Genomic DNA, 19,378 nt, shown 5'->3' on the forward strand with positions numbered 1-19,378 from the left:
AGCGCGGCAGTCGCCACGACGGCTCAGCACGGCTGGGCCCGGCACGACGCACGCAGGCGACGGTACCCGCCCTCGGACATGGGCGCCCCCGCTCACAGTGGACGTCGGCGGAACGCTGGCGCTCAGTGGTTGACGGCGATCTTGAGGGCGAGGATGGCAGCGATCACGACAACGAGTCCGATCACGTACACCAGCGCATGGGTACGGCTCGCGCCACCCGATCGGGCGGCGAGGAAGCCCACGACGCCCACGAACGCGAGCAGCGTCAGCTCCGCCACGGTCAGCCCGATCTCCCCGAGGAGCAGCACGGGGACCGAGGCGATGAAGGCGACCGGCAGGCCGCCCAGGGTCTGCGCCCGCAGCAGCGCCACGGACCCCACGTCCACCACACCGCGGTTCGTCAGCTTCGTCGACAGGCGGAAGGCCACCTGGTGCGCGAGCAGCAGGCCGACCGCGGTGAGGAACAGCGTCAGGGCGACGCCGGCGCGATCCTCGCCGACGTCCGGGGTGGGCGTCGCGAGCGCGACCGTCTGCAGCGAGAGGCTCACGTACAGCCCCATGGTCAGCGCCTCGCGGAACTCCTCGCCGCGACGCTCCTCGACTGCGACGTCCATCTACCGCTCCACGATCGCCTGGGTGAGCAGGCCGTGGTCGTGCTCGGTGATGTCGGCGTAGGCCATCGCGAACTCGGCGACAGCGCTGTCGAACTCGTCGCTGGTACCGAGGTATCCCGAGATCGCAGAGGCGTCGCCCGCGCGGGCGTGCGCCCTCGCCAGCGTCGCGCCGCAGAGCTGGGCGTAGACGCCGAGCGCCTCCTGGTCCAGCAGGGTCGGCTCGATGGAGCCCTTCATGTCCTTGAGCTGCCGCACGTAGAAGTCGTAGGGCGCCTTCTTGCCGCCGCGGGTCCAGCCGAGGAAGGGGTCACCGGTGGTCTGCAGCACGCGCTGCCCGACGACCACTCGCTTGCCGGCGTTGTCGAACCGGCTGGCCCCGAGGTAGGGCTCGAGCACGGAGGCGTTGGCCTGCTTGACCTGCAGGAGCATCGGGTCCCCGTCCCCGGACTCCAGGAGCAGCACCAGGGCCCGGGTGCCCACGCTCCCGACCCCGACGACCTTGTGCGCGATGTCGACGAACGAGTACCGCATGAGCAGCGCGATCCGGTCGGGGGGCAGTGTCTGGAGGTACTGCCCGTAGGTGTGCGCAAGGGACTCCACCGTGGCGTCGAACTCGGCGGGGGGGACCGGCACGAGCAGCGGGGGGTCGGTGCGGAACCGGCGCTGCCCGTCGACCGTCTCGGTCAGCTTCAGCACCGCCGCGTCACCGGTGCTGCGCCTCGCCTTGGATCCGGCCTTGACCGTGGCCTGCCTCAGGGCGGTCTTGCGCAGCCTCTCCACGAGCAGGTCGACGTCCAGCTCCGCGAACCACACCCGCAGCGTGGGCATCTCGGCAAGGTCGGCCATGGTCACCCGGTAGGCCGTGACCGCGGCGCGCGCGGCCCGGGTGGCGTGCTTGTCCTTGAAGCCGTTGTTGCGGGCGGCCACGGCGAACGACGCGGCCAGTCGCTTGACGTCCCACTCGAACGGGCCCGGGTGCGTCTCGTCGAAGTCGTTCAGGTCGAACACCAAGGAGCGCTCCGCCGAGGCGAACATCCCGAAGTTGGCGAGGTGGGCGTCCCCGCACAACTGCACGCTGATGCCCGAGCTGGCGGTCTTGGACAGGTCCGCGGCCATCACCGCGGCCGAGCCGCGGAGGAAGGCGAACGGGTCCGTCGCCATCCGCGCGTAGCGCAGCGGTACCAGGGCCGGCTCACGGCTGGACTCCTGTGCCTTCAGCAGCGTCAGCGGGTCCTCGCGGTCGTCCGGTCCGGGGAGCTCGGCGTGCGACTCGAGAGGGACGGAGCGGCGGCGCTGCACCCCGTCGGCACGGCGAGCATCCCGGCTCGGGCGCCGCTGGGTGAAGAAGGCCTGGACGTCGATGTCGTCGGCGGTGGTGCCGGCGGTGCTGTGAGCGCTCATGCGGGAGCCTCCGAGGCAGTCACGGGTCGGGCCGCCTCGGCATCGCCGAGGTCGGGTGGGGCGTCACGGTGGGCCGGGTCGTCGGGGTGGGCCGGCCCGTCGAGGTCGGGGCGCAGGTCGTACCGCTTCCGGTAGATGCCGCCGAGGGTGATGATCATGGCCCCCACCGGAATGGCCAGCAGCGCACCGGCCACCCCGAACAGGGCGGTGCCCAGCATCACCGCGGCGAACGCGAACGCCGGGTGGACGTCGACGGCCTTCGCGCTGATCCGCGGCTCGATGGTGAGGTTCTCGACCTGCTGGTAGAGCAGGGCCCAGCCGAGGGCGATGACCCCGATCCACGGGTTGTCGCTGAGCAGCCCGACGAGCACCGGCAGCGCGATCGCGATGTAGGTGCCGATCGTGGGGACGAACTGCGCCACGACCCCGGTCCAGATGCCCAGGGCCAGCCACGACGGCATGCCGATGAGCAGGAAGATCACCGCGCTGGATGCCCCGTTGATCAGGGCCAGCACGAGCCGGGCCGCGACGTAGCCGCCGGTCTTCTGCGCGGTGACGTCCCACACCGTGACGGCGACCGGCTGCACCCGCGGTGGGAACAGTGAGGCCGCGGCCCGCCGCATTCGGGGCCCGTCGGCGGAGAAGTAGAAGGTGAACAGGGCGAAGGTGAACAGGGAGAACACGCCGCCGACCACGGATCCGAGCAGGCCGAGGATGCCGCCGACGACGGTGGCCGCGTACGAGGCCACCTGGCTGGACGTGATGTTGAGGCTGTCCAGGATGGTGGCGACGTCGTAGTTGCTTCCGGTGCGCTCGTTGACGAACCGGATCACCGAGTCGACCAGGGCCGGCAGACCCTCGAGGAGCTGGGCGATCTGCTGCACGAGCAACTGGCCGAACGCGAGGGTGAAGACAACGGCGAAGGCGGCGATCGCCGCCAGGACCAGGCCCGTGGCAGCACCCCGGCGCATCCTCCGGGCGAGCCTGCCCGCGGCAGGTTCCATGGCCAGGGAGGCGAACCACGCCATGAGAAGGGTGAAGATCACCGACCCGGCGTCACCGATGACGAACCTCAGGAAGAGGGCGACGGCGGCGAGGGCAATGCCCACGAACCCGACCCGCCAGATGTTGCCCGGGTCGAGGCGGACGGTCACGTCGGGCGAGGCGCCGGGGGTGGACACGGGCCGAACGTACGAACGCGCGGGTGGCCCAGTCATCGAGATCACCCTGCCGGGGTGACAGCCGGCAGAGACGCCGCTTCCCCGCCGTCACCCCGTCGCCGGCCCTACGTGCGGGCGCCCTCCCGGAAGGTCTGCCAGCCCATGTACCCCGCGGCGAGGAGCAGGAGCACGCCCACGCCCTGGCGGAAGTTTCCGACGATCACGGAAACGACCGCCCAGACAGTGGCGAGGAGGACCACGAGCACGAGGCCGTTGAGCAGGAGCTGGACGAGCCGACCCCGCAGCGCCGCCTCGATGACCACCATGACCAGGACGAGTACGAGCAGCGCCCCGACCACGTTGGGCACCCCGAGCAGCATGAGGACGCCGGCCGCGCCGAGCAGGAGCGAGGCCGACGCCGCGGCCCAGATCCGGAGCAGCCGCTGACGCAACCCGGCCGCGCCCGCGTGCGCGAGCGGGACCGCGCGGTGGCGCAGGTGCGCATGGACCGGCTCGGCGACCGCCGCCCGGGACCGGGCCCGCTCGACCCCGCCCAGCTGCTCGGCGAGCTCGGCGTCACGGGAGCGCAGGTCCGCCACCTCGCGACCGAGCCGGCGTACGGCCGCGGTCGGGTGCCGAGGGTCGTGCCCGCCGACCCGGTCGGCGTACCGCGCGCCACGCAGCCGCCTGCGGGTCCGGTCGAGCTCGGTCTGCAGCTCCTTGCGTTGGTGGCGGAGCTCCGTGCCCAGCTCGTCCAGCTCCTGGGTCGCCTCCGCTTCGGTCGGGGCCTCCTTGTCCAGACCGGCCCAGGCCACCGGCTGGCGCCAGGACTCGCGCACCGACCCGTCCCGGTCGTAGCGCGGGCCTGCGGGGCCACGCTCCCCGCCGAGCGGGTCCCGCGTGTCCAGCCCCCACAGCCCGCGGTAGCCCACCACCCAGTCGGTGTCGTCGTCGATCAGCACGGGGGTCCAGGCACGCTCCTGGCCGGGACCGATGGCCACGCCGTCGCCGCGGCGGTAGTCGATGTACGGGATGCCGATGTCTCCGCTGTCGGAGTCGCTCCACGGCAGCACCCGGGTCAGCCCGCGGCGCAGCCGGTCCACGAACGAGGGCAGCGGCAGTCCGACGCTGATCACGTACTCGCCGGGCAGGTCGGCGCCGGAGTGCGACCCCGCCCCCGCGTAGACCACCGGGTGCGTGCCCTCGGCGAACGTGATGTCCGGGTCGTCCCATCGGCGGCGCAGATCGTCGCCGACCTCGTCGTGGGAGGAGAACGCGACCCAGGCGGGCTCCGGGTCCGCGTCCGGGCCGCGATCGAGCAGGAAGATCGTCACCTGCTCCCAGTCGGCCTCGTGGTCGTTCACCCCGCCGAACGTGGACCGCCAGTCGTTCATCGCGTACAGGTACCAGTACTGCAGCACGACGTAGCCGGCGTCGCGGGTGACATGACCGTAATAGGCGAACACGGACTGGTCGCCCACCTGCCGGTGGGCTGCCGCGGCGTAGCCCCCGGGCACCCGGCCGCGCAGCAGCAGGGTCAGTCGCATGGTCGTGTCGATCAGCCGGGACAGCAGCCCCACCGATGCGAACCTGCTGCTGGCCGTGAACCGGGGCCGGTCGGGGTCCTTACGCCATTCCTTGAACTCGCTGCGCGACAACGGCGAGCTGACGTACTGCAGGTACAGCGGCTCCTCGTCGTGCTCGCGACCCAACCGGGCCAGCGTCCGCGGGTCCAGGGTCCCGGGAGCCGCGATCAGACGCGGCTCGTCCCGATCCCTCGTCGCGGCATACAGCGCGGCACCGGCGAGGTAGTCCCCGGACCTCAGGGGAAGGAAGAGCTCCCCCTGGGTGTAGTGGACGACCGGCTCGTAGCGGCGCAGCAGCTCCAGGTCACTGTCCATCGCCGGTCACGCCTCCGCCGCGTCGAGGGCGCGCGGGTCGACCGCCTTGCGGGCCGTCGAGCTCAGGACCCGGACAGCGGTGCCGATCAGGGCGAGGTCCGCCAGCATCTGCAGCGACACGACGACGCGGGCGAGGTCGCTGGACGCGGTGATGTCGCCGAACCCGACCGTCGACAGCACCGTGATGGACAAGTACACGCCTCCGACCCGGTTGAGCTGCTCGTCGAACGCCGCGGGGTCGCTCTGGGAGAGCGCAACGTACAGCACCGCGAACTGGATCAGGAACGTCCCGTACACCAGCACGAGCGCCTCGACCGCGGTCAGCGTCGGGGTCGCGCTGCGGCGGATCCGACGCAACTGGTGGACGAAGACCCAGCTGAAGACCACCAGGCCGACGACCGCGGTGACCACCACGACCAGACCGGCGGCGCCGCCCCCACCCAGGGGGGCAATCGCGTAGACCAGCAGCATCACGACGATCACCACGGTCGGCCGCAGTGCCGTCAGGACAAGGTCGCGCCGAGCGACCTCGCGGGGCGGGTCCGACCTCTCGGACATCGACGATTCCCTTCGCGTGGGCCGGACACCTCCACGGACCCTGCCGGGTCGAGCGGTGTCAGGGGCCGCCCGGCCGGCCGTTCACCCTCGCGGGGTGACCTGCTTGGTCGTGGCCGATCGGGTGCTGTCACCTGACGCTCCCAGGACCCACAGAGGGAAGGGACTCAAGGCAATGCGTCTCGGCCGCCAAGGAACTCGACTCCTGATCGGGACACCGTCGTGACCGTGGACATGCAGGAGAAGCAGCCCCCCGGCGTTCCTGCGCCCGTTCGCGCTGACGGTCGCCGGCGTCCTGGCCATGTATCTGGCCACGGAGGTGGGGTTCCTGCAGAACTGGCTGGAGACCGTCCCGCTCACCGGCGGGCAGTGGCTGGTCTGCTTCGCGGCCGCGGCCGTCCTGCCGGTCGTGGTGGAACTGGACAAGGCACGTCAGCGCCGCCGGGCAGTGACCGGGTGACGCACGAGACGACGGCTCCGGGAGGAGCCGGTCACACGAAGGCCCGGCAGCGTGCTGCCGGGCCTTCTTCTCTTTCGGGTGTGGTGCGCGAGGGGGGAGTTGAACCCCCACGCCCTTTCGGGCACACGGACCTGAACCGTGCGCGTCTGCCTATTCCGCCACTCGCGCGCGTCGCCCGGGACATCCCGGGCGAAGCCCCGCAAGGGTAGCACCCGGTAGGGCCTACCCTCGCCGCCGTGGAGTACCCCCACCTGTTCTCCCCGCTGGCTGTCGGCGGGCTCACGCTGAAGAACCGGATCTTCTCCTCCGGCCACGACACGGTCATGGCGGAGGATGGCCTCGTCAGCGATCGGCTGGTCGCCTACCAGGAGGCCCGCGCGGCCGGTGGCGTCGGCCACGTGGTGCTGCAGGTCTCCGGAGTCCACGACTCCGCGTACTACACCTCGCACGTCCTCATGGCGACCACCGACGACGTCATCCCGTCCTACCGCCGGCTCGCCGACGCGGTGCACCGGCACGACTGCCACGTCTTCGGCCAGCTGTTCCACCCCGGCCGGGAGATCATGGAGTCCCGCGACGGCAGCCTCCCGGTCGCGTACGCGCCCTCCGCGGTGCCCAATCAGAGATTCCACGTCCTCCCGCGGCCGATGTCGGTCGAGCTCATCCACGAGATCGTGGCCGGGTACGGCAACGCCGCGCGGCGCATGGTGGAGGGCGGACTCGACGGGGTCGAGGTCGTGGCCTCGCACGGCTACCTGCCGGCCCAGTTCCTCAGCCCGCGCGTCAACCTGCGCGACGACGCGTACGGCGGCTCCGCGGAGAACCGGCTGCGGTTCCTGCGCGAGGTGCTGGCCTTCGTGCGCGCCGCCGTCGGTCCGGACGTCGTCGTGGGCCTGCGCATCAGCGGTGACGAGGTCACCGACGACGGCCTGCGCCCGGACGAGGTGCACGACGCGTGCATCGCGCTGGATGGCGACGGGACCCTCGACTACCTGTCGGTGACCGCGGGCACCAGCGCGAGCTACCGCGGATCGGTGCACATCGCCCCGCCGATGTCGCGCCCCCACGCCTACACCGCACCGCTGTCCGCGGCGCTGAAAGCCGTTGTCTCCGTGCCGGTCTTCGTCACCGGCCGGATCAACCAGCCGCAGGACGGCGAAGCCTTGCTCGCCCGCGGTGACGCCGACGCGGTCGCGATGACGCGCGCGCTGATCTGCGACCCGCTGCTGCCGGTGAAGGCGCGGGCCGGACGAAGTGACGACATCCGCGCCTGCATCGCGTGCAACCAGGCCTGCATCGGCCACTTCCACCTCGGCTTCCCGATCTCGTGCATCCAGCATCCCGAGACCGGGCGTGAGCGGGAGTACGGCGACCTCGCGCCGGCCTCACCGCGGCGGCACGTCGTCGTCGTGGGCGGCGGTCCCGCCGGGCTCAAGGCGGCCGCGGTCGCCGCGGAGCGCGGTCACCGTGTCACCCTGCTGGAGGCGGGCCGCCACGTCGGCGGCCAGGCACTGCTGGCGCAGGAGCTCCCCGGCCGCGCCGAGTTCGGCGGCATCGTCACCAACCTGGAGGCCGAGGCCCGCCGCGCGGGCGCGGACGTCCGCACCGGCACGGCCGCGACCGTCGAGTCCGTACTCGCCCTGCAGCCGGACGTCATCGTCCTCGCCACCGGCGCCGTGCCGCACCGCTTCCCACTCGAGCGCACCGACGACGCCGTCGTTCTCGACGCGTGGGACGTACTGCGAGGAGCCGACCTCCCCCGAGACGGGCGCGTGCTCGTCGCCGACTGGCGCTGCGACTGGGTCGGCCTCGGGGTCGCCACCCTGCTCGCCCAGCGCGGACACCGGGTCACCCTCGCCGTCGACGGCTGGGCCGCCGGGCAGTCGCTGCAGCAGTACGTGCGCAACGAGATGCTCGCGGCCGCCATACGCGGCCGGGTCGAGGTCCGCACAGACCTCCGGCTGCTGGGAGTCGACGCGGACACGGCGTACCTCGAGCACACCCTGACCGGCGAGGTCGTCGAGATCGACGACGTCCGGGCCACTGTTCTCGCCCAGGGGCACCGCAACGTCGACGACCTGCTGGAGCCGTTGGCGGCCACAGGCCTGGAGGTGCACGTCGTCGGCGACGCCCTCGCGGCACGCACCGCGGAGGAGGCCGTGCTCGACGGCCTGCGCACCGCCGCCGCCCTGTAGCGCGGACCGGCTTTCGGCTTCCGCCGCAGCAGCGGTCACCGCACCGGCGTCACCCGCAGCCGCGGCACGATGGCAGGAACCTCGAGCCGACCGCCCGCGACGTCCATGACCAGCGCGAACGCCTCGTCGTCGGTGAGGTCGGGGAGATGGCCGTTGAGGTCGAGGAACACCACCGTGGCGAGCCAGGCCAGGCGCTTGTTGCCGTCGACGAGCGGGTGATTGCCGGCCAGCGAGTGCAGCAGGGCGGCGGCCTTCTCCGCCAGCGAGGGGTAGGCGTCGGTCCCGAACACGCAGGCCCTCGGTCGCGCCATCGCAGCGTCCAGCAGGCCCACGTCGACGACCGGGCCGATCCCGAGCCGCCGCACCAGCCCGAGCGCGTCCTCGAGGTCGAGGTACTCCACGGACGGACCGGTCACGCCGAACCGAGGCGGTCCAGCACGTCTGCCCACCGGGCCCGCATCCGGTCCGCCGCGTCCTCCACCCGGACGCGGTGACCGGCCCGCTCGTACCGATCGAGGACCGCGCGACGGATGACCTCCTGGCGGGAGGTGCCCTCCTCGTGGGCCAGCACGCTCAGCGCGTGCTCGAGCTCGGAGTCCGGTCGTACGGTGAAGGCCACGCGCCGATGATACCGCCGTGATACCACACCGCCCCGAATAGGCCCGTCGCCGACCGGCCCGGTCGGGCACCGGCTCCCGGGCCGCGGACCGCCCGGCGGTTACGATCACTCAGGGCGCCGGACCGGCGTCCCCGCGCGCGCTCAAGGAGGGTCCGTGGGACTCCTGGACCGGTTCGAGGCCAAGGTCGACAGCCTCGTCAACGGTGCGTTCGCGCGTGCCTTCAAGGCCGAGGTGCAGCCGGTGGAGATCGCCGGTGCCCTCCAGCGCGAGATGGACGACCGGGCCGCCATCGTGTCGCAGGGCCGCACCGTCATCCCCAACCTGTTCGTGGTCGAGCTGTCCGGGCACGACTTCGACCGGCTCGGGGTCTACCAGGACACCCTGCAGGCGGAGCTGTCCGGCATGGTCCGCGAGTACGCCGAGGAGCAGCGCTACACGTTCCTCGGCGGCGTGGAGGTGACGCTGCGCCGCGACGACGAGCTCGACACCGGCATCTTCCGCGTGCGCAGCGAGGCCCGGGCCGACGTCGTCGCCCAGCCGTCCCCCGCCACGCCCGCCACCCCGCCGGCCGGCGTCGGCCACCCGCGGCTGGTCGTCGACGACACGTCGTACCCGCTCACCCGTGCCGTCACCCGGCTCGGCCGCGGCAGCGACGTCGACATCCGCATCGACGACCCCAGCGTCTCCCGCCACCACGCCGAGGTGGTCCTCGGCCAGCCCCCCGTCGTACGCGACGTCGGCTCCACCAACGGCACCCTGGTCAACGGGGAGCGCGTCAGCGAGGCGGCGCTGGCCGACGGCGCGACCATCCGGCTGGGCGGTGTCACGCTGGTCTTCCGGACCGGGTGAGCGCGTGTCCGAGCTGGCACTGACGCTGCTGCGGCTGGGGTTCCTGGCCGCGCTGTGGCTCATGGTGCTGGTCACCGTCGGAGTGCTCCGTCGGGACCTGCGCGCCCCGCGCGAGGCCCGCCCGGCCCCGACCCGGCCGCCGAAGCCGGCCAAGCAGCCCAAGCCCGCGAAGCAGCCGAAACCGGCGAAGCCCCCGAAGACCCGCGGCGCCGCCCTCGTCGTCGTCGAGGGCCCGCTCGCGGGCACCGTCGTCCCGCTCGGCACCGGGCCGATCACCCTCGGCCGCGCCCCCGACTCCACCCTCGTCATCGACGACGACTACGCCTCGTCGCGCCACGCGCGGCTGTACCCCACCCCCGACGGCTGGGTGGTCGAGGACCTCGGCTCCACCAACGGCACCTGGATCGACCGCACGCGCGTCACCGGGCCGACCGTGGTCGCCGTCGGCGCTCCCCTGCGGGTGGGCCGCACGACCCTGAAGCTGCAGAAGTAGGCGCGCAGTGCCCCTCGTCCTGCGGTACGCCGCCCGGTCCGACGTCGGCCTGGTTCGCTCCGGCAACGAGGACTCCGGCTACGCCGGCCCGTCGCTGCTCGTCGTCGCCGACGGCATGGGCGGGCACGCGGCCGGCGAGCTGGCCAGCGCCACCGTCGTCGCGACCCTCGCCCAGCTGCAGGTGAGCCCGCCGCCGGACGCGGAGCTGCTGCCGGCGCTGAGCGACGCGGTGGACGACTCCGGCGCCAGCATCGGCGACGTCGCGGACGCCCAGCCCGACTTCGCCGGCATGGGCACCACCGTGACGGCGCTGTACTGGAACGGCACCCGGATCGCGATCCTGCACGTCGGCGACTCGCGGGCCTACCTGTTCCGAGACGGCGAGCTGACGCAGATCACCCACGACCACACCTACGTGCAGACCCTCGTCGACGCCGGGCGCATCACCCCCGAGGAGGCCCGGACCCATCCGCGCCGCTCGCTGATCATGAAGGCGATCGACGGCGCGCACCCGGTGGAGCCCGACGTCTCCGCGCGCGAGGCCCGCGTCGGCGACCGCTACCTGCTGTGCAGCGACGGGCTGACCGGCGTCGTGACCGACGACGCGCTGGCCGCCGAGCTGGCGACCGGCGACCCGCCGGGCACGGTGACCCGGCTGGTCGAGCTCGCGCTCGAGGGCGGCGCGCCGGACAACGTCACCGTCGTCGTCGCCGACGTCGTCGAGGTCGACGACGACACCGCGGCGTCGCTGCGCGAGGGCGAGCCCGTGGTCGTCGGAGCCGCCGGCGAGCCCAGGGTCCGCGCCCGGCTCCCCGGGCTGTCGTTCCCCGAGGACGAGCAGCCCGACCCGGACCGGCCCGACCCGCTGCCGCCGTCCGAGGGGCCGCCCACCCGGCCCACCGCCGTCATCACCGCGCCGCTGGCCGAGCCGGAGGAGCCGGACGAGGACGCGTACGAGGCGCAGGTGCGCGCGGGGCGCCGGCGCCGGATCGCGTTCTGGTCCGCCGTCGTCCTCGGGACCGTGGGCGTGCTCGCCGCGCTGGTCTGGGCCGCCACCTCGTGGCTGTGGGCGCAGTACTACGTCGGCGACCACGACGGCCGCATCGCGATCTACAACGGCGTCCCGGGGACCCTGATCGCCGTACCGCTGCAGCGGGTGGAGGAGGAGAGCCTCACCCTGGTGTCCGCGCTGCCCACGTTCGACCAGGAGCTGGTCATGCGCGGGATCACGGCATCCGACTTCGACGACGCCGTCCGGATCAAGGACGAACTCGAGCGTCGCGCCGTTGCGTGCACCCTGCTGCCCACCCCCGCGGGCTGCCCGGGCTACGACCCGACCGTCCCCCAGCCCACGCCACTGCCTACTCCTGAGCCGACGGTCAGCACGAGCGCAGACCCGCTGTTCTCCCCCGGGACCGGTCCGTGACCGCGCCCGCGCCCGCCGTGGCTCCCGGGGGCGCCGGAGGGACCACGCCCCGCCAGCCGACCCGCCGCGGCGCCGAGCTCGGCCTGATCCTGCTCGCCTGGGCCATCGGCGCCTTCGGCACCTGGCAGGTGGCCGTGGCCACCGGGGAGGGCATCACCGACCGGTTCTGGATCAGCGTCGGCGTCGCCGGCGCCATCCCGCTGGCCATGCACGTCGCCGTCCGGCTCAGTGCCCCGTACGCCGACCCGGTCCTGCTGCCCGTCGCCACGATGCTCACGATGCTCGGGCTGACGATGATCTACCGGCTCGACGTCGCCAACCTGGACCGCGCGCAGCGCAACGGCTCCCCGCCGCCCACCCCCGACGTCTACGCGCAGCTGACCTGGTTCGCGGTCGCCGCCGTGCTGTTCATCGGCGTGCTGGTGCTGGTGCGCGACCACCGCCGGCTGCAGCGCTACACGTACACGTCGATGATCGTCGGCCTGGTGCTGCTGCTCCTGCCGCTCGCGCCCGGCATCGGCACCACCGTCAACGGCGCGACCCTGTGGGTGCGCATCGGCGGCTTCTCGTTCCAGCCCGCCGAGCTGGCGAAGATCATCCTCACCGTCTTCTTCGCCGGCTACCTGGTGGTGCGGCGCGACTCCCTCGCGCTGGTGCGCACCAAGTTCCTGGGCCTGGGGTTCCCCCGCGGCCGCGACCTCGGCCCGATCGTCGTGGTCTGGCTGGTCTCGCTGGCGATCCTGGTGTTCCAGCGCGACCTGGGCACCTCCCTGCTGTTCTTCGGCCTGTTCGTCGGGCTGCTCTACATCGCGACCTCGCGCAAGTCCTGGCTGGTCATCGGTGCCCTGCTGTTCGCCGCCGGTGCGACGTTCGCCTACCTGGCCTTCGGGCACGTGCGGGTCCGCGTCCAGGTCTGGCTGGACCCGTTCGCCTACCAGCAGGAGCAGGGCTACCAGATCGTGCAGTCGCTGTTCGGCCTGGCCAACGGCGGCCTGCTCGGTGCGGGCTGGGGGCAGGGCTACCCGCAGCTGGTCCCGTTCGCCAACACCGACTTCATCATCTCCGCTCTCGGGGAGGAGCTCGGCCTCACCGGCCTGATCGCGATCCTGCTGCTGTACGCCGTGCTGGTGGAGCGGGGCATGCGCACCGCGGTCGCCTGTCGTGACGGGTTCGGCACGCTGCTGGCCGCCGGCCTGTCGCTCACCATGGCGCTGCAGGTGTTCGTCATCGTCGGCGGGGTCACCCGGCTCATCCCGCTCACCGGCCTGACCACGCCGTTCCTGTCGTACGGCGGGTCCTCGCTGGTGGCGAACTGGATCATCATCGCGCTGCTGCTGCGGATCTCCGACCGCAACCGCAGGCCCGACATCCGCGCCCCCCAGGTGGACGAGGCGCTGACCCAGGTGGTGCGGCTGTGAGCCGCCCGATCCGGCGCGTCGCGGCGCTGATGCTGGTGCTGCTGCTGGCGCTGCTGGTCAACGTCACCGTCATCCAGACCCTGCTCGCCGACGACTACCGGACCCGCGACGGCAACCAGCGGCTGCTGCTGGAGGAGTACAGCCGCGAGCGCGGGCCGATCCTGGTCGCCGCAGACCCGGTCGCCCGCAGCGTCCCCACCGACGACTCGCTGCGCTACCTGCGCCGCTACGACAAGGGCCCCGAGTACGCGTCGGCCACCGGCTACTACTCACTGGTGTACGGCCCCACCGGGCTGGAGCGGACCGAGAACGCGATCCTGTCCGGCACCGACGACCGGCTGTTCGTGGACCGGCTGCAGCAGCTGTTCGCCGGCCAGGAACCGCGCGGCGGCGCCGTCACCACGACCCTGCAAGCACGGGCCCAGGCCGCGGCCTGGGAGGGTCTGCAGGGCGTCAACGGCGCGGTCGCCGCCATCGAGCCGACGACGGGCCGGATCCTGGCGCTGGTGCAGTCCCCGTCGTTCGACCCCAACCGGCTGTCGTCGCACGACCCGGCGGACATCCGCACCTACTACGACCAACTGACCCGCGACCCGGACAAGCCGCTGCTCAACCGGCCGCTGGTGATGCTGCAGCCGCCAGGGTCGACCTTCAAGCTCGTCACCGCGGCCGCCGCGCTCGCGTCGGGGCGCTTCACGCCCGACTCGGTGCTGCCCGGTCCGGCCAGCTACCAGCTGCCCGGGTCGACCAAGGAGCTGAAGAACTGGAGCGGCACCGCGTGCGGCCCCGACGGCCAGGTGACCCTGCGGGAGGCGCTGGCGGTGTCGTGCAACACCGCGTTCGCCTGGCTGGGCAACGAGCTCGGCGCCGACGCCCTGCGCGACCAGGCCGAGGCGTTCGGGTTCGACACCAACTTCGAGGTGCCGCTGCGCGCGGCCGCGTCCCGGTTCCCCGAGGACCCCGACGACGCCCAGACCGCGATGTCCGCGATCGGCCAGTTCGACGTACGCGCGACCGCCCTGCAGATGGCCATGGTCGCGGCGGCCGCCGGCAACAACGGCACGACGATGTCGCCGTACCTGGTCAACGAGGTGCGCGCCCCGGACCTGTCCATCCTGGAGACGGCCACGCCGCAGAAGTTCGACCAGGCGATGACGCCGGTCAACGCGGCGCAGCTGGTGGACATGATGGTCACGGTCGTGGACCGGGGAACCGGAACCAACGCCCAGATCCCCGGCGTCCGAGTCGGCGGCAAGACGGGCACCGCGCAGACCGGCAACGACCGGCCCGCGGTGGCGTGGTTCGTGGGCCTGGCCCCCGCGGAGGCGCCCGAGGTGGCCGTGGCGGTGATGGTCGAGGACGCCGGCGTGCCCGAGGTCAGCGGCAACCAGCTCGCGGCGCCCATCGCGCGGGCCGTGATGGAGGCGGTGCTCCGGTGAGGCGCACCGCAGGACGACCACCCCGGGCTGAGATCATGGCCGGCGGGGCGATCCAGGAGGACACGTGAGCGACGACACCACCGCCGCGGGCGAACCGGTGCGCCGGCTCGGCGACCGCTACGAGCTCGGCGAGACGCTGGGCCGCGGCGGCATGGCCGAGGTGCACGAGGGCCGCGACCTGCGGCTCGGCCGCCGGGTCGCGGTGAAGATCCTGCGCCCGGACCTGGCCCGCGACCCGTCGTTCCAGGCCCGCTTCCGCCGCGAGGCGCAGTCCGCCGCCGCCCTCAACCACCCCAACATCGTCGCCGTCTACGACACCGGCGAGGACGTGCTCGGCGTCGGACCGGACGCCGTCGTGGTCCCGTACATCGTGATGGAGTACGTCGACGGCATGACCCTGCGGCAGCTGCTGCAGAGCGGCCGGCGCCTGCTGCCCGAGCGCGCGCTGGAGATCACCGACGGCGTCCTCGCCGCGCTGGACTACTCGCACCGGCACGGCATCGTGCACCGCGACATCAAGCCGGCCAACGTGATGCTGACCCGCACCGGCGAGGTCAAGGTCATGGACTTCGGCATCGCCCGGGCGCTGGCCGACTCCGGCCAGACCATGACGCAGACGTCGGCCGTGATGGGCACCGCGCAGTACCTGTCGCCCGAGCAGGCGCGCGGCGAGGTCGTCGACGCCCGCTCCGACCTGTACTCCACCGGCGTGCTGCTGTACGAGCTGCTGACCGGCCGACCCCCGTTCACCGGCGACTCCCCGGTGTCGGTGGCCTACCAGCACGTCAGCGAGCAGCCGCTGCCGCCGTCGCAGGTGGACAGCGCGGTGACCCCCCAGATCGACGCCATCGTGCTGCGCTCGCTCGCCAAGAGCCCGGACTCCCGCTACCAGACCGCGGCGGAGTTCCGCGCCGACGTCGACCGCGCCATCGCCGGGTCACCGGTGACCGCCGCGGTCCCGGCGGTCGTCGCGGACCCGACCCAGCGGATGGAGCCGGTGGCCGCCGCGTACGGAGCGGGCGTCGCCGGCGCCTCGGTCCACTCGGCCGCCGACGAGCCACGGCGCAGCCCGTGGATGTGGGTCGCGATCGTGCTGGGCATCGCGATCATCGCCGGCTCCACGCTGCTGATCGGGCGGTTCATCTTCGGCACCGCCGAGGTCGCGAAGGTGACCGTGCCCGACCTGTCCGGCCTCACGGTCGAGGAGGCCACGACCGTGCTGCAGGGCGAGGGGCTGCGGATGGGTGCGCAGACGCCGGAGATCTCCGACCGGCCCACCGACACGATCATCGGCCAGCAGCCACGCTCGGGCGAGCAGCTGGAGCAGGGTCAGTCGGTCAACGTGACCGTGAGCGCGGGCAAGGAGCAGACGACCGTCCCGCAGCTGGTGGGGCTGTCCTCCGTGGACGACGCCCGCACGGCCCTGGAGGACGCCCAGCTGCAGCTCGGCAGCGTCAAGGAACGCGACTCCGAGGAGCCGGAGGGCTACGTGCTCGCCCAGAGCGAGCCCGAGGGCACGCCGGTCGAGGTGGGGACCCGGATCGCCATCACCGTGTCGACCGGGCAGATCACGGTGCCGAACGTGGTCGGGCAGAGCGAGGCGCAGGCCAAGTCCGACCTGGCCAACGCCGGGTTCCAGGTGCAGACGCTGGAGTCGCAGAACGGCTCGGTGCCCGAGGGCACCGTGCTGGCGCAGTCGCCGCAGGCCGGGTCGACCGCCTCGAAGGGCTCGCTGGTGACCATCACCGTCGCCACGGCGCCGCCGCCGACCCCGACACCGACACCCACGCCGACCCCGACACCGACACCCACGCCGACCCCGACACCGACACCGACGGACACGCCGACCGATGTGGTGTCGCCGCAGGCGGCGGACGTACCCCCCTCGCCGTAGCCGCAGCGGGTCGCGGGTCCGGTCGCAACCGGACCCGCGGCGTCAGCGGGCGACGACCGGGGCGAGACCGACCGAGCGGTCGACCGCAGCGGCGTCGCCGCAAGCCACCAGCCAGTTGGCGAGCATCCGGTGGCCGCCCTCGGTGAGGACGGACTCGGGGTGGAACTGCACGCCCTCCACCGGCAGGCTGCGGTGTCGCACCGCCATGATCACGCCGGACTCGGTGGTCCCGGTGACCTCGAGGACGTCCGGGACGGTGGCGGGATCGATGGCCAGCGAGTGGTAGCGGGTGGCGGTGAACGGGTCCGGCAGCCCGGCCAGCACGCCGACGCCGTCGTGGTGCACCAGCGAGGTCTTGCCGTGCAGCAGCTCCGGCGCCCGGGTCACCTCGGCGCCGTAGACCGCGCCGATCGCCTGGTGCCCCAGGCACACGCCGAAGATCGGGACCCGGCCGGCGACCGCGTGCACCAGGTCCATGCACACCCCGGCGTCCTCCGGGGTCCCGGGCCCGGGTGAGAGCAGCACGCCGTCGTAGCCGTCCTCGGCATCGGGCGCCGTACGCGCCAGCACCTCGTCCACGGTGACCTCGTCGTTGCGGCGTACGTCGACCGCGGCGTCGAGCTGGCCGAGGTACTGCACCAGGTTGAACACGAACGAGTCGTAGTTGTCGACGACGAGGATGCGGGCGCTCACCGGGACATCATGACCTGCGCCGACGTGGTGCCCGCACCGTCCACCGTGACATCGGTGAACGGCAGCCGTGGCTGCAGCCAGGGGAACACCCACACGAACAACACCGCGACCACCGCGGCGACCAGCAGCACCGCGATCAGGGCGCGCACCGGCGTCGGGCCGGGCAGGTGCCGCCAGATCCATCCGTACACGCCTGCCTCACCCCACCCCTGCGCTCGCCGTGGCACCCGCGACGGCCGGGTCGGCAGCGCGCGCATCAAGGGCGGCGTCCGGGCCGGCCTCGATCGCCGGCGGCGTGCCCTTCCACTTGGGCAGCACGGACTCCCGCGTGCCCCACCAGATCCAGCGCTCGTACGACGCCCAGCGCGGGTTGCAGGTGGTCACGGTGATGAGTCGCTCGGTGGGCTTGGCCCCGGGGTCTCCCGGCACCGGGTCCACCACCCACAGCGCGGTGGGGTCGACGACCTGGTCCTTCTCCAGCACGTACGTGTACCAGGCGTCCTGCGTCTCGATGATCACGGTGTCGCCCACGCGCAGCCGGTCGATGTCCTTCAGCGGCTCGCCGTTGGTGGCCCGGTGGCCGGCGATCGCGAAGTTGCCCTTCTGCCCCGGCATCGCCGAGTCCGGGTAGTGGCCGATGCCCCGCGCCAGGTCCGGCAGCGTGACGCCCTCGATCAGCGGCGTGCCCCAGACCGAATCGCTCAGGCGCGGGATGTAGACCAGGCCGAAGCCCTCCCCGGCCTCCGGCTTCGGCACCCGGATCGGCCCGGTCGGCGTCGGGGTGGGGGTCGGCGCGCCGGACCCCGACGGCTGCGGCTGCGGCTCGGCGTCGCGGGCCCAGGTGGCCACGATCTCGTCGCGGACCTGGTCCGCGGCACGGTCGGCCTCCACGTTGGTCCACCACAGCTGGTAGACCACCAGGAGGAGCAGGACCAGGCCGACGGTAATGAGGATCTCGCCCAGGGTGCGGGCGACCAGGCGGACCCGGTCCGCCGTGGAGGCGCTCACGGTCGGACCGCCGTCGCCCAACGGGTCGTGACCGGGCCGGCGTACGCGGGCAGCACGGTCCCCTCGGCGCTGGTGACCTCGTACCCGAGGCCGACCACGTTGGCCCACTCGCGGTAGAGCCGGACCCCGGCGTCGTCGTCGAGCGCGGCCTGCAGCCGCTCGGGGTCGCCGATCGCGGTCACGGTGAACGGCGGGGAGTAGACCCGTCCCTGCAGGATCAGCGTGTTGCCCACGCAGCGCACCGCGCTGGTGGCCACCACCCGCTGGTCCATGATCTGCATCGCCTCCGCGCCGCCGGTCCACAGCGCGTTCACGACGGCCTGGACGTCCTGCTGGTGTACGACGAGGTCGTCGGGGGTGACGTTGCCCTCCAGCGGGCTGCCGGGCTCCAGCTTCGGTGCGTCGTCGAGGGCGACCGTCACCGACGGGCCGATCACGGCGGTCGTGCCGGCCGCCATCCCCAGGTCCTCGACCCGCTGCCGCGCCTGCTCCAGCGCGGGACCGGCCTCGTCCGCGGCGAGCAGCGCGTCCACGCTGACCTGCAGGGCGGTCACCTCGGCACCGAGGTCGGCGACCCGCTGGGCCTCGACGCGGGCCAGGTCGCGCAGGCCGGTGGCGCGGTCCGGGCGCAGGTCCCCCGAGCGGCCGGCGACCGCGCTCGCGGCGAACATCACCCCGGCCACGACCAGCAGGCCGGCGGTGACGAACGTGGCGGGGTGCAGGTGCCAGCGGTCCGGGCCGGGCAGTCGCACGGGATCACGGTAGTCGCTGCCCGCCTCGCGGGACGGCGCACGCCGCCGCGGCAGGTACCCTGGAGCATCCCGGTCGGGCCGCCGCCCGGTCCGCGGACGCCCCCGAGCAGCCGAGCAGTCCGTACCTCCCGAGCAGTCCGTACGCCCCGACGAGCCCCGTCCCCGACGAGCCCCGTCCCCGAGCAGCAGCAGGAGCCCGCCGTGCCCGAGTCCCGCGGTCGCAAGAAGGACGTCTACACCCCGCCGCCGGCGAAGACCGATCGCACGCCGGTGCGGCTCGGCTCCGGCCGCTGGGTGGCGCCGACGATGGTGACCCTGTTCGTCGTCGGGCTGCTGTGGATCGTGGTGTTCTACATCGCTCCCGACAACGCGCTGCAGAGCCACTTCAACGCGTTCGTGAACGTGCTCATCGGCTTCGTCTTCATCGGCGCCGGGTTCGTCGTCTCCACCCGCTGGAAGTAGCCCGCCCCCCGCGCGGAGTTATCCACAGGCTTCTCCAC

The 19,378-nt window shown here is 72.9% G+C and carries 20 protein-coding genes and 1 tRNA gene; 9 read left to right on the plus strand and 12 right to left on the minus strand.

Annotated features, from left to right (window positions below):
• Nucleotides 1-122: 122 nt before the first annotated feature.
• The 5 genes from R2737_14080 to R2737_14100 form a co-directional block, all read right to left on the minus strand.
• Complete coding sequence (locus R2737_14080; GenBank protein MEZ5117387.1) at nt 123-614, minus strand: hypothetical protein; 492 nt, start codon at nt 612-614, stop codon at nt 123-125.
• Nucleotides 615-2,015 carry a DUF2252 domain-containing protein gene (locus R2737_14085; GenBank protein ID MEZ5117388.1) on the minus strand — a complete coding sequence of 467 codons (1,401 nt, stop codon included), beginning with the start codon at nt 2,013-2,015 and terminating at the stop codon, nt 615-617.
• Nucleotides 2,012-3,196 (minus strand): AI-2E family transporter, encoded by a 1,185-nt coding sequence (locus tag R2737_14090; protein MEZ5117389.1) that lies wholly within the window; start codon nt 3,194-3,196, stop codon nt 2,012-2,014. The genes R2737_14085 and R2737_14090 overlap by 4 nt, the downstream gene beginning before the upstream one ends.
• 104 nt (nt 3,197-3,300) lie before the next feature.
• Nucleotides 3,301-5,076 (minus strand): hypothetical protein, encoded by a 1,776-nt coding sequence (locus R2737_14095; protein ID MEZ5117390.1) that lies wholly within the window; start codon nt 5,074-5,076, stop codon nt 3,301-3,303.
• Between the two features lie 6 nt (nt 5,077-5,082).
• Nucleotides 5,083-5,634, minus strand: coding sequence for a potassium channel family protein (locus tag R2737_14100; protein ID MEZ5117391.1), 552 nt, complete (start codon nt 5,632-5,634; stop codon nt 5,083-5,085).
• Nucleotides 5,635-5,932: 298 nt separating this feature from the next.
• Here R2737_14100 and R2737_14105 point away from each other — a divergent pair, with 298 nt between their 5' ends.
• Nucleotides 5,933-6,091, plus strand: coding sequence for a hypothetical protein (locus tag R2737_14105; GenBank protein MEZ5117392.1), 159 nt, complete (start codon nt 5,933-5,935; stop codon nt 6,089-6,091).
• Nucleotides 6,092-6,172: 81 nt separating this feature from the next.
• Here R2737_14105 and R2737_14110 read toward each other — a convergent pair.
• Nucleotides 6,173-6,259 (minus strand) — tRNA-Leu (locus R2737_14110).
• A 68-nt stretch (nt 6,260-6,327) separates the two neighbouring features.
• Between R2737_14110 and R2737_14115 the strand changes: the two genes are divergently transcribed.
• Nucleotides 6,328-8,286: an FAD-dependent oxidoreductase gene (locus R2737_14115; protein MEZ5117393.1), complete on the plus strand. Its 1,959-nt coding sequence runs from the start codon at nt 6,328-6,330 to the stop codon at nt 8,284-8,286.
• Between the two features lie 35 nt (nt 8,287-8,321).
• Here R2737_14115 and R2737_14120 read toward each other — a convergent pair whose 3' ends face one another.
• On the minus strand, nt 8,322-8,702 hold the full coding sequence (locus R2737_14120; protein MEZ5117394.1) for a Fic family protein: 381 nt from the start codon (nt 8,700-8,702) through the stop codon (nt 8,322-8,324).
• Nucleotides 8,699-8,905, minus strand: coding sequence for a CopG family transcriptional regulator (locus R2737_14125; protein MEZ5117395.1), 207 nt, complete (start codon nt 8,903-8,905; stop codon nt 8,699-8,701). Before R2737_14125 ends, R2737_14120 begins: the two co-directional genes overlap by 4 nt.
• A gap of 154 nt (nt 8,906-9,059) precedes the next feature.
• Between R2737_14125 and R2737_14130 the strand changes: the two genes are divergently transcribed.
• From R2737_14130 to pknB, 6 genes are all read left to right on the plus strand, one after another.
• Nucleotides 9,060-9,755 carry a DUF3662 and FHA domain-containing protein gene (locus R2737_14130; GenBank protein ID MEZ5117396.1) on the plus strand — a complete coding sequence of 232 codons (696 nt, stop codon included), beginning with the start codon at nt 9,060-9,062 and terminating at the stop codon, nt 9,753-9,755.
• Nucleotides 9,756-9,759: 4 nt separating this feature from the next.
• Nucleotides 9,760-10,248 carry an FHA domain-containing protein gene (locus R2737_14135; protein ID MEZ5117397.1) on the plus strand — a complete coding sequence of 163 codons (489 nt, stop codon included), beginning with the start codon at nt 9,760-9,762 and terminating at the stop codon, nt 10,246-10,248.
• A gap of 7 nt (nt 10,249-10,255) precedes the next feature.
• Entirely contained in the window at nt 10,256-11,674 is a 1,419-nt protein-coding gene (locus R2737_14140) for a protein phosphatase 2C domain-containing protein (GenBank protein ID MEZ5117398.1), read from the plus strand.
• On the plus strand, nt 11,671-13,092 hold the full coding sequence (locus tag R2737_14145) for an FtsW/RodA/SpoVE family cell cycle protein (protein MEZ5117399.1): 1,422 nt from the start codon (nt 11,671-11,673) through the stop codon (nt 13,090-13,092). The genes R2737_14140 and R2737_14145 overlap by 4 nt, the downstream gene beginning before the upstream one ends.
• Nucleotides 13,089-14,531, plus strand: a complete 1,443-nt coding sequence (locus R2737_14150; protein MEZ5117400.1) for a penicillin-binding protein 2 — start codon at nt 13,089-13,091, stop codon at nt 14,529-14,531. The genes R2737_14145 and R2737_14150 overlap by 4 nt, the downstream gene beginning before the upstream one ends.
• A gap of 64 nt (nt 14,532-14,595) precedes the next feature.
• Entirely contained in the window at nt 14,596-16,425 is a 1,830-nt protein-coding gene (pknB, locus tag R2737_14155; GenBank protein MEZ5117401.1) for a Stk1 family PASTA domain-containing Ser/Thr kinase, read from the plus strand.
• Nucleotides 16,426-16,467: 42 nt separating this feature from the next.
• On the opposite strand, the gene R2737_14160 is transcribed toward pknB, so the two are convergent.
• Genes R2737_14160 through R2737_14175 form a run of 4 tightly spaced genes read right to left on the minus strand, consistent with a single transcriptional unit; the run spans nt 16,468 to nt 18,878 of the window.
• Nucleotides 16,468-17,118: an aminodeoxychorismate/anthranilate synthase component II gene (locus R2737_14160; GenBank protein MEZ5117402.1), complete on the minus strand. Its 651-nt coding sequence runs from the start codon at nt 17,116-17,118 to the stop codon at nt 16,468-16,470.
• Entirely contained in the window at nt 17,115-17,309 is a 195-nt protein-coding gene (locus tag R2737_14165) for a hypothetical protein (protein ID MEZ5117403.1), read from the minus strand. Before R2737_14165 ends, R2737_14160 begins: the two co-directional genes overlap by 4 nt.
• Nucleotides 17,310-17,316: 7 nt before the next feature.
• Nucleotides 17,317-18,126: a class E sortase gene (locus R2737_14170; GenBank protein MEZ5117404.1), complete on the minus strand. Its 810-nt coding sequence runs from the start codon at nt 18,124-18,126 to the stop codon at nt 17,317-17,319.
• Nucleotides 18,123-18,878, minus strand: coding sequence for a DUF881 domain-containing protein (locus R2737_14175; protein MEZ5117405.1), 756 nt, complete (start codon nt 18,876-18,878; stop codon nt 18,123-18,125). The genes R2737_14170 and R2737_14175 overlap by 4 nt, the downstream gene beginning before the upstream one ends.
• 201 nt (nt 18,879-19,079) lie before the next feature.
• Here R2737_14175 and R2737_14180 point away from each other — a divergent pair, with 201 nt between their 5' ends.
• Nucleotides 19,080-19,340, plus strand: a complete 261-nt coding sequence (locus tag R2737_14180) for a cell division protein CrgA (GenBank protein MEZ5117406.1) — start codon at nt 19,080-19,082, stop codon at nt 19,338-19,340.
• Nucleotides 19,341-19,378 lie beyond the last annotated feature (38 nt).

It is taken from the genome of Candidatus Nanopelagicales bacterium (assembly GCA_041393815.1).
GTDB lineage: Bacteria > Actinomycetota > Actinomycetes > S36-B12 > JAWKJK01 > JAWKJK01.

What these genes read in the sequence shown, in the direction of transcription:
- R2737_14080 (MEZ5117387.1), bottom strand. Translation starts at nt 614, where the DNA reads ATGGACGTCGCAGTCGAGGAGCGTCGCGGCGAGGAGTTCCGCGAGGCG.
- R2737_14085 (MEZ5117388.1), bottom strand. Translation starts at nt 2,015, where the DNA reads ATGAGCGCTCACAGCACCGCCGGCACCACCGCCGACGACATCGACGTC.
- R2737_14095 (MEZ5117390.1), bottom strand. Translation starts at nt 5,076, where the DNA reads ATGGACAGTGACCTGGAGCTGCTGCGCCGCTACGAGCCGGTCGTCCAC.
- R2737_14100 (MEZ5117391.1), bottom strand. Translation starts at nt 5,634, where the DNA reads ATGTCCGAGAGGTCGGACCCGCCCCGCGAGGTCGCTCGGCGCGACCTT.
- R2737_14105 (MEZ5117392.1), top strand. Translation starts at nt 5,933, where the DNA reads ATGTATCTGGCCACGGAGGTGGGGTTCCTGCAGAACTGGCTGGAGACC.